General features: G+C 40.6%; 15 protein-coding genes. 9 read left to right on the top strand and 6 right to left on the bottom strand.

The genetic code is table 11. The annotated features are described in order from the left end of the window. The first annotated feature begins 162 nt into the window (after positions 1 to 162). Positions 163 to 624, top strand: coding sequence for a cupin domain-containing protein (locus Q0541_RS25430; protein WP_298917357.1), 462 nt, complete (start codon positions 163 to 165; stop codon positions 622 to 624). Positions 625 to 744: 120 nt separating this feature from the next. Further along, complete coding sequence (locus tag Q0541_RS25425; protein WP_298917354.1) at positions 745 to 1,284, top strand: Uma2 family endonuclease; 540 nt, start codon at positions 745 to 747, stop codon at positions 1,282 to 1,284. A gap of 43 nt (positions 1,285 to 1,327) precedes the next feature. Here Q0541_RS25425 and Q0541_RS25420 read toward each other — a convergent pair whose 3' ends face one another. The 3 genes from Q0541_RS25420 to Q0541_RS25410 form a co-directional block, all read right to left on the bottom strand. After that, positions 1,328 to 1,918, bottom strand: coding sequence for a Uma2 family endonuclease (locus Q0541_RS25420; protein WP_298917351.1), 591 nt, complete (start codon positions 1,916 to 1,918; stop codon positions 1,328 to 1,330). 267 nt (positions 1,919 to 2,185) lie between these two features. After that, positions 2,186 to 2,752 carry a DUF2808 domain-containing protein gene (locus Q0541_RS25415; protein ID WP_298917348.1) on the bottom strand — a complete coding sequence of 189 codons (567 nt, stop codon included), beginning with the start codon at positions 2,750 to 2,752 and terminating at the stop codon, positions 2,186 to 2,188. A gap of 22 nt (positions 2,753 to 2,774) precedes the next feature. Beyond that, the gene (locus Q0541_RS25410) at positions 2,775 to 3,212 is read right to left on the bottom strand and encodes a DoxX family protein (RefSeq protein WP_298917345.1); all 438 of its coding nucleotides are present in this window, start codon (positions 3,210 to 3,212) and stop codon (positions 2,775 to 2,777) included. Positions 3,213 to 3,416: 204 nt separating this feature from the next. Between Q0541_RS25410 and Q0541_RS25405 the strand changes: the two genes are divergently transcribed. Beyond that, positions 3,417 to 5,591 (top strand): DEAD/DEAH box helicase, encoded by a 2,175-nt coding sequence (locus Q0541_RS25405; protein WP_298917342.1) that lies wholly within the window; start codon positions 3,417 to 3,419, stop codon positions 5,589 to 5,591. 34 nt (positions 5,592 to 5,625) lie between these two features. On the opposite strand, the gene Q0541_RS25400 is transcribed toward Q0541_RS25405, so the two are convergent. Together Q0541_RS25400 and Q0541_RS25395 are read right to left on the bottom strand one after the other, a co-directional pair. Then, positions 5,626 to 6,510: an SMP-30/gluconolactonase/LRE family protein gene (locus tag Q0541_RS25400; protein ID WP_298917339.1), complete on the bottom strand. Its 885-nt coding sequence runs from the start codon at positions 6,508 to 6,510 to the stop codon at positions 5,626 to 5,628. A 223-nt stretch (positions 6,511 to 6,733) separates the two neighbouring features. Beyond that, positions 6,734 to 7,675 (bottom strand): NAD-dependent epimerase/dehydratase family protein, encoded by a 942-nt coding sequence (locus Q0541_RS25395; protein ID WP_298917336.1) that lies wholly within the window; start codon positions 7,673 to 7,675, stop codon positions 6,734 to 6,736. 296 nt (positions 7,676 to 7,971) lie between these two features. Here Q0541_RS25395 and Q0541_RS25390 point away from each other — a divergent pair, with 296 nt between their 5' ends. From Q0541_RS25390 to Q0541_RS25365, 6 genes are all read left to right on the top strand, one after another. Further along, positions 7,972 to 9,114: a glycosyltransferase gene (locus Q0541_RS25390; protein ID WP_298917333.1), complete on the top strand. Its 1,143-nt coding sequence runs from the start codon at positions 7,972 to 7,974 to the stop codon at positions 9,112 to 9,114. A gap of 112 nt (positions 9,115 to 9,226) precedes the next feature. Then, positions 9,227 to 9,985 carry a sugar transferase gene (locus tag Q0541_RS25385; RefSeq protein ID WP_298917371.1) on the top strand — a complete coding sequence of 253 codons (759 nt, stop codon included), beginning with the start codon at positions 9,227 to 9,229 and terminating at the stop codon, positions 9,983 to 9,985. A 507-nt stretch (positions 9,986 to 10,492) separates the two neighbouring features. Further along, positions 10,493 to 11,572, top strand: coding sequence for a GDP-mannose 4,6-dehydratase (gmd, locus tag Q0541_RS25380; protein WP_298917330.1), 1,080 nt, complete (start codon positions 10,493 to 10,495; stop codon positions 11,570 to 11,572). Positions 11,573 to 11,595: 23 nt separating this feature from the next. Further along, positions 11,596 to 12,540, top strand: coding sequence for a GDP-L-fucose synthase (locus Q0541_RS25375; RefSeq protein ID WP_298917328.1), 945 nt, complete (start codon positions 11,596 to 11,598; stop codon positions 12,538 to 12,540). A 73-nt stretch (positions 12,541 to 12,613) separates the two neighbouring features. Then, positions 12,614 to 13,189, top strand: a complete 576-nt coding sequence (locus tag Q0541_RS25370; RefSeq protein WP_298917325.1) for a 5-formyltetrahydrofolate cyclo-ligase — start codon at positions 12,614 to 12,616, stop codon at positions 13,187 to 13,189. A 69-nt stretch (positions 13,190 to 13,258) separates the two neighbouring features. Further along, a complete protein-coding gene (locus Q0541_RS25365) occupies positions 13,259 to 13,546 on the top strand; it encodes a hypothetical protein (protein WP_298917322.1) in 288 nt (95 codons plus the stop codon). Positions 13,547 to 13,674: 128 nt separating this feature from the next. On the opposite strand, the gene Q0541_RS25360 is transcribed toward Q0541_RS25365, so the two are convergent. Then, positions 13,675 to 14,139 (bottom strand): hypothetical protein, encoded by a 465-nt coding sequence (locus tag Q0541_RS25360; protein WP_298917319.1) that lies wholly within the window; start codon positions 14,137 to 14,139, stop codon positions 13,675 to 13,677. Positions 14,140 to 14,173: the final 34 nt, after the last annotated feature.

Below are 14,173 nucleotides of genomic sequence, written 5' to 3'. Positions count from 1 at the left end.
CAGCCCCTTCTCCCAAATTTGGGAGAAGGGGAGCCGGAAACAAGTCCCTCTCCCCTTACTTGGGAGAGGGATTTAGGGTGAGGGCAAAAACTACGGTTCTCAACATAGATGAGGTTTAAGTGCAATAATTCACAATAAATCTGTTTCTCAATTAGTAATTCAATGATTATTAATCCCCAAGAAGTACCTAGTGAAATACGCACAAATTACCCTGATGAGTTTAAGCCAATGGTTGCAGGAAGAATACGGCAACAGTTAGGTAACTTTGCAGGATTGCAGAACTTTGGAGTAAATCTGGTAAAGTTAGAGCCTGGAAGCTATTCCTCTATAAGACACTGGCATTCTCATCAAGATGAGTTTATCTATGTCTTGGAAGGTGAACTGACATTAGTCACAGATAGAGGTGCAGAAATTCTCACACCGGGAATGGCAGCAGGATTTCCCGCAGGTGAGGCAAATGGACATCATTTAGTAAATCGCTCATCGGTGGTTGCTATTTATTTAGAGGTAGGAGATCGTACTCCCAATGACAAAGTTACTTACCCTGATGAAAATTTGATGACAACAGCTAGCCCTGATGGTAAGTCTAGAAAACTTATTCGTAACGATGGTACACCCTATTAAATTTAGTCCTAATTTAGTTTATTGGTTTTCAATCAGGTGAGTTGGGATTGAAAAGCGCTCACTACCTACAAGTTCGCTTACAATTTAGCTAAATTTGATGTCATTCCCAGGATAATCCCCATGAGTGCGATCGCCATTAACCTAAACCCGATCATCCAACTCACCGACAACCAATTTTATCAACTCTGTCGGGAAAACCCAGAAGTCAAATTTGAAAGGAATGCAGAGGGAAAATTACTAATAATGCCACCTACAGGCGGAGAAACTGGAAATCGTAATTCAGAAGTTAATGCTGATTTTGTGATTTGGAATCGCCAAACTCAACTAGGAATTTGCTTCGATTCTTCCACCTGCTTTAAACTTCCCAATGGTGCCAACCGTTCTCCTGATGTAGCTTGGATAAGAAAAGATAGATGGAATGTACTCACACTTGAAGAACAAGAAAAGTTCCCACCGATCGCACCAGATTTCGTTTTAGAGTTAATGTCACCAAGCGATACTTTGCGAGAAACGCAAGAGAAAATGCAGGAATATATCGATAACGGAGTTAGATTAGGTTGGTTAATTAATCCGAAAATGCATCAAGTAGAAATCTCTCGTCTTGGTCAACCAGTAGAAATATTAGCATCTCCACAAGAATTATCAGGAGAAGATGTTTGACCAGAGTTTATTTTAAATTTACAAATAATTTGGGGATAAAAATTTATTGATTTCGGATTGCCTGCTCAAATTCAACAACAGCATCGTACTGGTCAGGCATTGCGATATAATGCAGCAGCAAAACTGGGTCTAAATCTGGAAAAAATCCACTCCGCTTTACTTGTTCATACTCATCCTGTTCGTTAAAACGGAATATTTTGATAGAGTTAGATTTCCAAAACCAAACTTCCGGCACTTTTTTAGGTTTGTATAACTCCTTCCTGTTAATGCTTCCACTGGTAACAATAATTTCAATCACAATGTCAGGAACTTCTTTTTCTGTGCCAATGCTGTAAGATTCATCTGGCGTACCAGAAGCATACCCAGGTTCTTCTAAAGTGAAACCACCACGTCTGTAAAACCGGATGCCCAACTTTTTCATGTAAGCTTCTAACAGCAAGCCAACAGTACTTTTCACTTTCTCATGTTTATCTCCAATGGGCGACATAATTTCTAAGATTCCTGACAAATAAGACAGTCTAACATTGCGGTTGTCTTGAAGTTGTGCCTCAATCCCTTTGAATTGCTCCCAAGAAATATCCTTGAGAGTGAACAGTTTTTCTTCTGTAGGCTGGTCTACAAGTGGAATACTCATAAAAACACTTTCTTTATACGCTCACTAATTCTACTCTTTAGATATAGAGTGATTCCAAACTTTTGCAAGCGATCGCTCACTTGCCGGATAGGTTCTCAATCAGATTAAACTGTCGTGATTCTACAAGAAGCTGTCATTACCAAAACTTGCTTTGTTCATAGTAGGATTGACCAATGATTCCTTGATCGTACAGAGCAAGCGGATTTATCCGTGGGGTCAATCCAAAATCCAAAATCTAAAATCCAAAATTGTTTGACGGAATGCACCCTATGGAAACCCCCAGCCTCTACCATTGCTGTAAAACTGAAACCGTCCAAAGCCGAGAAATTGTCCGTGGGAATTTTCACCCACTGGGAACGCTGTCACACCTAGTAAATAGACACCAGAAAAGCTCGGATTCTTCACAGGGCGGAGGGCGATTGTGACTGTCTGTCCTGGAGTCACAGGCGGATCAAAGTTCACAGTAACTGTTCGTATCTTGCGTTCGCTGGTGACTGCGCCTAGTGTAAGTCGCGTTTCTTTGCGATCGCTTTTTCCGACAAACGCGTAGGTATCATTAAGATCGTAGCGGATGTTTTCTGATCCCTCCCTCTGGGCGATCGTTACCTTCTGGAGGGATTCTCCAGCATTATCTGGCAGGTTGATAGTGAAATAGTAAGTTGCGCCCCAAATATTCACATCTTTGTAAGTAGTTGTCGCGTTAACGAGTTTCGGCGGTTGGACAAAGTAGACTATGCCATCTCTAAGCTGCACAGCTTGAGTCACCGGAACGGCTACTCCTGCAATGCTTATTCCTAACGAGAGTGTTATCCCAAACAAAGTTGCAACGCGCATGATTCAGATATAAAAAACGCACTCATTTCAATTCTAGTTCTTTGGGAATGAGTGACTTGGGAATGATAGAAGCTTGTTTTTCCGAATCAGAAGATTTCGTGTACCACCAAGCCCAAGCAATTAAAACTGCTTGAAGGGGAAGCCTGATTACATGTACCCAAGGTGAATTTGGTATATGTTCTAACTTAATATGATTAACCGCCATATTGATATTGGCAGGGTAAACCGCAATAAAAAGAGCAATAAGTCCCCAAGCAGCAGCTTGACTTACAGGCGGGACTAATAAGCCGATACCACCCAAAATTTCATAAAAGCCACTGAGATAAACTAATCCTAAAGGGTAAGGTAGTTGCGGCGGCATAATTTTGACATATGGTTCTGGAATAATAAAGTGTGTCGCTCCAACCACAATGATGCATATAGCAAGGACGACACGTAATATTTCCTTATACTTATTCATAGGTTTTGCCTGATTATATACTTGTCCCTATTACTTCAGTTTGGTTTATGGATGTTAATCTGTCTTGAGTCAATAGGAGTAAAAATCGGCAAAATTTTCCAAAATACTACTTACTTCAGAGATTCATCTAATTGTCCATCACATCTTACAGCTATGTGAGCGATTCTTTAACGCTCACGTCGCTAACAATTATTCCTAAAAAATATGAGCGATGCCTTTAGCCGACTTGCACCCTTCATCCAAGAATATATTTATCATCACCAGTGGACTGAATTGCGGCCAGTTCAAATTGCCGCTTGTCAAGTTATATTTGATACTGATGCTCATTTGCTAGTTACTGCTGCAACTGCTGCGGGTAAAACAGAAGCAGCCTTTCTGCCAGTTTTGACTCTATTACATGCTAACCCTGCTGCAACTATCGGGGCATTATATATTAGTCCAATCAAAGCTTTAATTAATGATCAATTTGAGCGTCTCAACGACTTACTCAAAGAAGCAGATATTCCAGTTTGGCGCTGGCATGGTGATGTTTCTCAAAGTCGAAAAAACAAGCTTTTAAAGAATCCTCAAGGGATTCTCCAAATTACACCAGAATCTCTAGAAAGTTTGTTAATCAACAAAAATAACGACCTACTTCACTTATTTGGTGATTTAAGATTTGTGATCATTGATGAAATTCATGCCTTTATGGGTTCAGAACGCGGTTGTCAAATTATTTGCCAATTACAACGTTTAGCACAGTTGACACAAAAACAACCGCGCCGTATTGGTTTATCGGCGATTCTTGGTGATTACTCAATAGCTGAAAATTGGTTGTGTTCTGGAACAGAGAAGCCAGTGATTACACCGCAAATTAACGGGATAAAACGCCAAATAAAACTAGCTGTAGAACATTTTTATATTACTGATGAAGTAGATGAATCAGAGGCGACAGCTTATGAACAATATATTTTCAACCTCAGCAAATCTCGCAAATGCCTGATATTTGCTAATAATCGAACACGTACCGAATCTGTAATCGCATCTTTGCGACAAATTGCCACAGAACAAAAACTACCAGATATATATCATGTGCATCATGGGAGTATATCTGCTAGCTTGCGGCAAGCAGCTGAGAATGCGATGCGTGAATCCAACAATCCAGCTGTTACTGCCGCCACTCTGACTTTAGAATTAGGCATAGATATCGGTCATTTAGAGCGAATTATTCAGTTAGAATCACCCTTGTCTGTAGCGAGCTTTTTACAGCGTTTAGGACGTAGTGGCAGAAGAGGTGAAGCTGCCGATATGCGCTTTATCTGCGCTGAAGAGAAACCATTATCAGAAGCTTCTCTACCAGAGCAAATCCCGTGGCAACTTTTGCAGTCTATCGCTATCATTCAACTTTATTTAGAGGAGCAATGGATTGAACCAATCAGACCGATTAAATACCCTTTGAGTTTGCTTTATCACCAAACAATGAGTATTTTAACCGCAGCAGGCGAAATTTCACCTAATGCCCTAGCTAAACAAATTTTTAGTCTGTCAAGCTTTGCAGCTATTTCCAAAGAAAATTTCCAATTATTGCTCCGCTATTTAATTGATATTGGTCATATTCAGCATACTGAACAAGGTAAATTAATCCTGGGTTTGGCAGGAGAAAAGGTTGTGAGAAAATTTCAGTTTTATGCTGTCTTTGCTGAACAGCAAGAATATATTGTTAAGCAAGGTGCAACAGAAATTGGTAGTATCGTCACGCCGCCTGCTGTTGGCAATCAATTTGCTTTAGCTGGGAGAACTTGGGAAGTCGTAGAAGTTGACTTTAAAAAGAAGGCTATTTTTGTTAAACAAGCCGAGGGGAAAGCTAGTATTTATTGGCGTGGTGGTGGTGGCACTATTCATACCAAAGTTTTGCAACGAATGCAGCAAGTTTTATTTGAAAATGTCGAGTACAGCTATTTGCAAAAAAATGCTTTGCAACGTTTACGTAAAGTTCGCCAATTAGTCCAGCAGGTTGGATTAGATAAACAAAATATATTGCAATTGGGAAAAGGTAAATGCTGCATTTTTCCGTGGATGGGTACGGTTGCTTATCGTACTTTGGAAAGATTACTCAACTCCTACTGTCGAGAATCGTTGGAAATTACAAGTATTGGCGGAGTAAATCCCTATTATTTAACAATCAAATTAGGCAAGGATAAATTTAAATATCTTTATCGTGAAATTGCTTCATTGTGTGAGCAAAGAATTAGCCCTGAAGATTTAGTCAGTACTTCAGAAGCACCGGAAATTCAAAAGTATGATCAATTTATTCCTCATCCACTTTTACGAAAAGCTTTTGCTAACGATTATTTAGATATGAAAGAACTCAAACAGCAAGTGGCACTGTGGAGAAAATAAACAATAGTACAATCGTTAAATTACCGGAAAATTGCTATAATTCTTTAAAACCATAAGTAGGTAATCCAGTAACATCAGTTTGGAGAGCAAACAAATCACCAGAGGAGAAACTTTTTTCGATCTCTGCTTGGCTGAGTCCAACTGAAGCAGTGGTAATGTAAAGTGTTTGCAAATCTTCGCCCCCAAAAGTACAGCTAGTTGGCAATTGCACAGGTAGCTTTATCCGCAATATCTCTTCACCCTTGGTGTTGAAACGAATCACATACCATCCATCCCACATAGCTGACCAAATATTTCCTTCACTGTCTATTGTTAAACCATCTGGGTAGAAGGATTCATTAGTTAAATCAACAAAAATACGGCGATTACTAATATTTCCTATTACTGAATTAAAGTCGTAAGCGTATATTTTATGGTGAGGAGAATCTGTCAAGTAAAACGTCTTTTCGTCAGGACTCCACCCCAGACCATTAGAGACAGTCAATCCTGTTTCCATCACATGCAATGAACCATCATTGTCATAGCGATAGAGGCTAGCATGAGGTTTTTCCAAAGAAGACATTGAACCAAACCAAAAGCGGCCTTGAGAGTCGCATTTACCATCATTAAAGCGATTATTTGGCAGATTTCCTTCAATTTCCAAAATAGGGGTAACTACACCTGTCTGGGTGTTGAGGAATGCCAGGTGATCACGCAGCGCCATAATTAATCTATCTGCACCTGCTGTTGCGATCGCACCGACGACATCTCCCACATCAAAAAAGCTGTTTTTCCCCGTGGCAGGATGAAACTGATGCACCCGATGGTTATAAACATCGACCCAGTACAGTAAGTTTTGGGTAGAGTCCCAGATGGGTCCTTCACCTAAGCGGGCACGGGCTTCTAGAACATTCTGGAGTGGATATTGCAACTCGTTCATTTTATCACCTAATAACACCATTTATAGAAAATAATTTCAGTGGCATTGACGCAATGTGTTAAAAAACATTTGCCGAATAATAGACAACAGTAAAAAATTTTCCTTCCTATTCAAGTAAAAACTAAAGACGTGATGAGTTGCATCTTTCCAAAGTAAAAGAAAAGATTCTTGATTTTGACTAAGGCTCAGATTCCCGACTTATTTAAATAAGTCGGGAATCTAGTTATGAAACAGCTTGTAAAATCTCCTCATCTACAGAAAAATCTACTTCGGCTTTGTCTTTTGCATTTACCAAATAATCATTTTCCAGAGAGTCTTGTAACCCATAAATCAAATCATATTCAGGTTGCCAGTTTAATTCTGTTTGCGCTTTGTTCACCGAAGCAAAGAAATGCTGCACCCGCATCGGAAAAGCTTTGCGCTTGCCGAAATCAAACTTTTTCGGGTCGTAATGGACGATTTTTACAGCATCAGGTGATTTACCAGCCGCTACAGCGCTAGCACGGGCTAAAGCATCAAAAGTGACAAAGCGATCGCCAGAGATATTATAAATCTGTCCTATGGCCTGTTCATTACCCAAAACCTGAGTCAAAGCTTTTGCCAAGTCTTTTACATGACCTAGCTGCGTGATATGCAAGCCATTTCCGGGGATAGGAATGGGGCGATCACGCACAATTCTGTCAAAAAACCAGCCTTCCAACTCATTATAATTACTAGGGCCGTAAATATAAGTAGGACGAATAGAGGTAAAGGGCAATCCCAATTGAGTCAGGTAAGCTTCTGTTTCATGTTTACCCTTGTGGCGACTTTTGGAATCTACTGGATCACCTTCTACATGGGGTAGTTGGTCAGATTTGAGATACACCCCCGCAGAACTCATATACACAAAATGTTGCACTCGGTCGTGAAAAATCTCTGCCAGTGGTTGAGTATCAGTCAGTTCCCGCCCATTATTGTCAAAAATCACATCAAAATTTTCTTGTGATAATTTTGCTTTTAATTGGGTAGCATCCGTGCGATCGCCTATAATTTGTCCTACTCCCTGTAAAGAAGGTGCTGGCCGATTCCCACGATTGAATAGCACCACCTCGTGTCCTTGTTCTACTAGTAGTTGAGTCAAATAGACACCAATGAACCGAGTACCACCCATAATTAAAATTCGCATAAATTCCCCATTCCTATGTCAGTTGTCGTCAAAGGATTGGGAACTGGTGACTGGGGAAAAGGCAGAAGGGCAAAAGAAGAATAAAAATTCCCAATGTCCAATTCCCAATGCCCAATCCCCAATGCCCAATCCCCAATTTGAGGTTATCAGGTTGCAGCATCCATCTGGAACCTCTGAGGGAAAGATTCGTCTTATGTGCTAATCTGGGGCGCCTCCCGTTAATTAATCGCAAGGGGAAACTTTTCAGTTAACCTGCTCAAGTTGACTTTTGTATTTTCCATTTATTCAAGTTAGCTGTGCCCTTGAAATATGCTCTGGTTCATGAGTGGCTGACACCCAAAGCCACCGGTGGTTCAGAACTCGTTGTCCGAGAAATTTTGAATCATATTGATGCTGATTTGTATGCCCTCATCGATTTTGAATCCAGCAATAGAGAAAGTTATTTATATAAGCGTCAGATTGGCAAGACGTTTCTCCAGAACTTTCCCTATGCCCGCAACGGTATACAAAAATACTTGCCAATGTGGCCTTTGGCAATTGAACAACTTGATTTGCGGCATTATGACATAATTCTGTCTTCATCCCACGCTGTTGCCAAAGGAATCCTTACTACTCCCGAACAGATGCATATTTGCTACTGTCACAGCCCTATGCGCTACGCCTGGGACTTGACCTTTGATTATCTGCACCACAGCAAAATGGGTAGTGGTTTGCCTGGGTGGGTGACGCGATATTTATTACATCGTTTGCGTCAGTGGGATGTATTAAGTGCCAATCGAGTTGATTACTTCATTGCTAACTCGCAACATACAGCTCGGCGGATTTGGCGTTGCTATCGGCGAGAAGCAACAGTCATTTACCCACCAGTGAATATTGCGGAATTTCCATTTCTGTCTGAAAAAGAGGACTTTTACCTGACAGTTTCCCGATTAGTGAGTTACAAGCAAGTATCGTTGATTGTCAAGGCTTTTAATCAACTAAAACGACCATTAGTAGTCATTGGTACAGGAGATGAAATGAAAAAGATTCGCAAGATGGCAAACTCCAATATCCAAATACTCGGATGGCAACCCGATAATATGGTAAAAAAATATATGTCTAGGGCTAAGGCGTTTGTGTATGCAGCTTGTGAAGATTTTGGTATTGCCCTAGTGGAAGCACAGGCCTGTGGCACGCCAGTGATTGCCTACGGTGCAGGAGGTGCTCTAGAAACAGTGCGAGATATCCGCTCTTGTGTAGATACAGGGACAGGTATATTTTTCAGGACGCAAACAGAGGCGGCTTTAGTGGAGGCAGTAGAAAAGTTTGAAATGTATCAGGGTTCGTTCAGTTCCGAGTATATGCGATCGCACGCCGCGCAGTTCTCACCGCAAATCTTTGCAGATCGTTATCTAGATTTTGTAAACAAGTGCAACGAAAAAAGACCGTTTTTGGAATGATGGTGTTGGTTAATGTCTTATTTTTTTAGGCTTTTGGCAATTTCCCCCCAGAAGAACCTCATTTTGGCTTTAATATTGGGACTATGTGTGGTGTGGATTATTAAGGAGTATGATGACTGCCCAGAGTTCACTCCTCTCCGGCAAGCGAGGCGTACGGCAAGACACTAGAGGGTCTACGCGTACTTTCTTAAAACGCGGTCAAAAAACAAAGACGCCAAAAGTTAAACCCAAAGGTTTCTCTTTTCAGGGTTTAAACGGAGAGTTTGCCAAACGACTGTTCGATATAATGTTTTCACTGTCGGTGTTGATTTTGTTCTTCCCCGTCTACTTAATCTTGGCCTTGCTGATTGCTCTCAGTTCAGAAGGTCCAATTTTTTATGTCCAGGAACGGGTAGGGAAAAATTACAAGGCGTTTAATTGTATTAAATTCCGAACAATGGTGAGCAATGCGGACGAAATCCTCATGCAAATGATGGAAACATCGCCCCAGTTGCGACAAGAATTTGAAAGCAGTTTTAAGCTGAAACAAGACCCCAGGATTACCAAAATTGGTCGATTTTTGCGAATTACTAGCTTAGACGAATTTCCCCAGTTCTGGAACGTTTTAAAAGGGGACATGAGTGTAGTCGGTCCCCGACCTTTAGTAGCAGAAGAACTGCCAAAATACGGTTGTCACATTGATCAGATTTTAACAATCCGTCCAGGAATTACTGGTTTGTGGCAGGTGTCTGGGCGTAATGACATTCCCTATCCTCGGCGAGTCCAAATAGACCTGCATTATGTCAAATTTAGGAATTTATGGCTTGATTTATGGATTATCTTGAAAACTGTTGATGTAGTCATTCTGCCCAAAAATAACGGGGCATACTGAGATAAGTACTTAGGGTCGATTCTGTGGGACAGTTAATGCCCCTAAGTACCAATTATCACCGTAAAACTAAACCAATATTCATCTTTGTTTATATAGTTATTTATCTATATTTATGCCTTTCTACCTAACTCAGACTTCTCTGAGTGTGCATCTGTGGATCGTTTTGCTTTTATTCGGATTTTTGCCAATAGTTTAATTTAAAATATTTATTTTATTCAGTCTTCACAAAATTAGAGATATATGAAGTTTTGACAAAAAACAATGTAGATAATACAGAATATTCATCTATCTGGTAAAAGAAAAAATATACATAATTAAACAATCTTCATTTATCTAAGGTTGATATAACGTGTTAAATTAATTTTTATTAAGTATATTTATTTATGGAAAAAGTCTCCTAACAATAAGAAATCGTAGGTTTACCATTAGGCAATTCAGCAATTAGCTGCTAGGTTGTATAAGATTGACTGTAACTTTTTAATCAAAGACAATAAGGGATAATTGAGGATGACGCAACAGAAACGAGCGTTGATTACTGGTATTACTGGTCAAGATGGTTCATATCTGAGTGAGTTTTTGCTGGAACAAGGTTATGAGGTTCATGGCATTATTCGCCGGACTTCTACCTTCAACACAGACCGCATTGATCACATTTACGAAGACCCCCACAAAGACGGAGTGCGGTTGTTTCTTCATTATGGTGACTTGACAGATGGTACGACGTTGCGGCGTATTTTAGAAGACGTCAAGCCAGTAGAGATTTACAACCTGGGCGCTCAATCCCATGTCAGAGTCAGCTTTGATTCACCAGAATACACAGTAGATGCTGTAGGAATGGGTACACTGCGTCTGTTAGAAGCAATTCGGGACTACCAACAGCGTACCGGAATTCAGGTGCGATTTTACCAGGCGGGTTCTTCTGAAATGTACGGTTTAGTACAAGCAGTACCTCAAACTGAGACAACACCCTTTTATCCCCGCAGTCCGTATGCCTGTGCGAAAGTTTATGCCCACTGGCAAACTGTAAACTATCGTGAGTCCTATGATTTGTTTGCTTGTAATGGCATACTTTTTAACCACGAGTCACCAAGGCGGGGTGAAACCTTTGTAACCCGCAAAATTACTAGAGCAGTGGCTGGTATCGTTGCTGGGAAGCAAAAAAAAATTTACATGGGTAATCTAGACGCCAAGCGAGATTGGGGCTATGCGAAGGATTACGTCAAAGCAATGTGGTTGATGGTGCAGAAAGACCAGCCAGACGATTACGTAATTGCTACTGGTGAAACCCACTCGGTGCGGGAGTTTTTGGAACTGGCATTTAGTTACGTAAATCTCAATTGGCAAGATTATGTAGAGTTTGATGAGCGTTACCTCCGTCCATCTGAGGTAGAGTTATTGATTGGCGATTCTACCAAAGCACGGCAGAAGTTGGGCTGGACACCATCAGTAACCTTTGAAGAACTAGTTTCCTTAATGGTAGAAGCAGATTTACAAGCATTGGGTCACACTTCACCCAATGGAAATGGTTCGCAATTTCCAAATGATATTGCGACTATTCGTCAACAACTGGGCGCTTTGCACTTCTGATTCACACCACAGAGGATAAAAATATGACCGCCTTAGAATTAAAAAATAAACGCATTCTCGTCACTGGTGGGTCAGGGTTTCTAGGTCGTCAGGTGATAGATCAACTAGGTAAAGCAGGAGCTGATCGTGAGAAGATTACAATAGTGCGATCGCGCGATTGTGATCTGCGTGTCTGGGAAAATAGCCAACGTGCAGTTGACCAACAAGACATAATTATCCACCTAGCAGCTCATGTCGGTGGCATCGGTCTGAACCGCGAAAAACCCGCAGAGTTGTTCTACGATAACTTGATTATGGGAACCCAGCTAATTCACGCTGCCTATCAAGCTGGAGTACAAAAATTTGTTTGTGTTGGCACAATCTGCGCCTATCCTAAATTCACTCCAGTGCCATTCAAAGAAGATGATCTTTGGAATGGCTACCCAGAGGAAACCAACGCCCCCTACGGAATTGCTAAAAAAGCACTTTTAGTCCAATTGCAATCTTATCGCCAGCAGTACGGTTTTAATGGGATTTACCTACTGCCAGTGAATTTATATGGCCCAGAAGATAACTTTGACACTGGAAGTTCCCACGTCATTCCAGCATTAGTTCGCAAAGTTCACGAAGCCCAAATTAAGGGAGAAAAGCAACTTCCAGTTTGGGGTGATGGGAGTCCCACCCGTGAGTTTCTGTATTCAGAAGATGCAGCGCGCGGGATTGTTATGGGGACTGAATTTTATAACGAATCGGAACCAGTTAACTTGGGAACAGGTGATGAAATCACCATCCTTAATTTAGTAACTCTAATCTGTGAATTGATGGAGTTTAAGGGTGAAATTGTCTGGCAAACTGATAAGCCTAATGGTCAACCCCGCCGCCGTTTAGATACTGAACGGGCAAAGCAAGCCTTTAATTTCACGGCTCAGGTGGGCTTTGAAGAAGGGTTAAAGAATACCATTGAGTGGTATCGTCAACACGCTGCATAACGATGTACTGGTGAATGTAGGGTGGTATAAGCTGGGCGATGCCCAGCTTATTTGTTTGAGGCTATAAATTTTCATGGACAAAGTTAATCATCAACTAAATAAAGCAGAACTACGCCGCACTCTACTCAAAACACGTCAATCAATGTCCGTCGAAGAGTGGAGAGAAAAAAGCGATCGCATTTGCTCTCATTTACAAAACTCTACTTTGTTCGCCCAAGCAAAAACAATCCTCGCTTATTTCAGCTTTCGCCAAGAACCTGATCTCAGTCCACTATTTACAGACAGCAAATACCGTTGGGGATTTCCTCGTTGCGTTGATAAATCCCTATGTTGGCATATTTGGGCACCTGAAGATTCTCTCCAAAGCGGCGCTTATGGCATTCCTGAACCGCACCCCGATGCTCCAATATTAGATCCGGCTGAAGTGGATTTGATTCTCGTCCCCAGTGTAGCTTGCGACTATCAAGGATATCGTTTGGGTTATGGCGGCGGATATTACGATCGCTTGCTCAGTTTACCGCAGTGGCAGACAAAGCCGACTATCGGAATAGTCTTTGATTTTGCCTATTTGTCCCAAATACCTATTGAACCTTGGGATAAACCACTACAAGCTATTTGTACGGAAATAGGATTGACTCAAAAAGGCTGAAGGATTCAGGATAATGAAGACATCTCATAAAATGTTTTATGACTAATCCGACATCATCTACTACTGAGCATGAACAAAGATAATGAACTGACTGAAAAGCTGAATAATATGTTGACTGAATCCGCAGATCAAGAAGTTGTTATTAAGTTTTTAAGAGAAAGCAATTATTCCAAAGCTGAATCAATTGGAATTGTCAAAAATACTTTTGGTATTTCTTATGATGAAGCACAAGATATGATTCACAATAGTCAAACATGGAGTGATGTAAAAGAACGTGACGCAAAAATAATGAACGAATTCTTTGATATTCTGGAAAAATTAGGGAGTGAAGAAAGTGATGATACTATGTGTAAATAAATTTAATAACAAAATTAGGTGAATTGCTTAAACCAGATTTTTAAATAATTTCTTCTCTTTTAATTGTAAGCCCCTAAGCGCAATCAATAATTATATCTATAGCTTTCACTGTATTGAACTATTTCAAATTATCCAAGATTTTCCCATTCACCCCATTCATCCTTACACCAGCCAAGACTACGCCAGTGTCCATTATCATCGGATTGTTTTTCAAAAGCAAATGAAAGAAAGCTTTCGCCTGTTTTTAGACGTAAGCGATTGTTACCAGTAGTATCGAATAAGAATAGTAAAATACTAACATGAAAAGTATCCCCCGACTCTTCAGTTCCTATGATATCGCCACCAATTAAGGCTGACCAAGTTACAGATAGAGGGAATTCTCCTTTTTCATCAGTCCATATCCAACGACCAAATGATGGACAATTCGGGTTTTCAATATTTAATTTAATTTCAGGATCGCGGTGAAAATCCTGCCCAACAAACTGAGAAAAATCATCTAACAAAGAATCTATGATTTCATACCATATTTCTTTGCGGTATGCTTGTTCTTGTTTTCCTGCCTTCCAAAGCTTCTGTTCAAGTTCTAAATTCATGTTTTAATATCGCAAAATAGTAGGTTTAGAGTAT

Origin of the sequence: uncultured Nostoc sp., from assembly GCF_937863485.1 — a bacterium.
GTDB lineage: Bacteria > Cyanobacteriota > Cyanobacteriia > Cyanobacteriales > Nostocaceae > Nostoc.
The sequence above is the reverse complement of the archived record's forward strand: the minus strand, read 5'-3'. Positions and strand labels throughout refer to the sequence as shown.